At 63.5% G+C, this 263-nt stretch carries 1 protein-coding gene; it reads left to right on the top strand.

Annotated elements, in window-relative coordinates:
- Positions 1-263 (top strand): translation initiation factor eIF-2B alpha/beta/delta subunit family protein (locus N8M20_RS10355; RefSeq protein WP_261080533.1); only part of this gene is annotated, 263 nt, incomplete at both ends.

The raw sequence follows: 263 nt of genomic DNA on the forward strand, positions 1-263 counted from the left end.
GTCGCGGTGAACGAGGCGATCGGCCGCAACGGTCTGGCGCTGATCGAGGAGAAGGCGAAATCCGGAAAACGGGTGAATATCCTGACGCATTGCAATGCCGGCTGGATCGCTACGGTGGATTGGGGCACGGCGCTGGCGCCGATCTATATGGCGCATGATGCCGGGATCGACGTGCATGTCTGGGTGGAGGAGACCCGTCCGCGCAACCAGGGCGCCTCGCTGACCGCCTGGGAGCTTGGCAAACACGGCGTCAAACACACCGT

The sequence above is a fragment of the Streptococcus mitis genome, assembly GCF_946190275.1.
GTDB lineage: Bacteria > Bacillota > Bacilli > Lactobacillales > Streptococcaceae > Streptococcus > Streptococcus mitis_DC.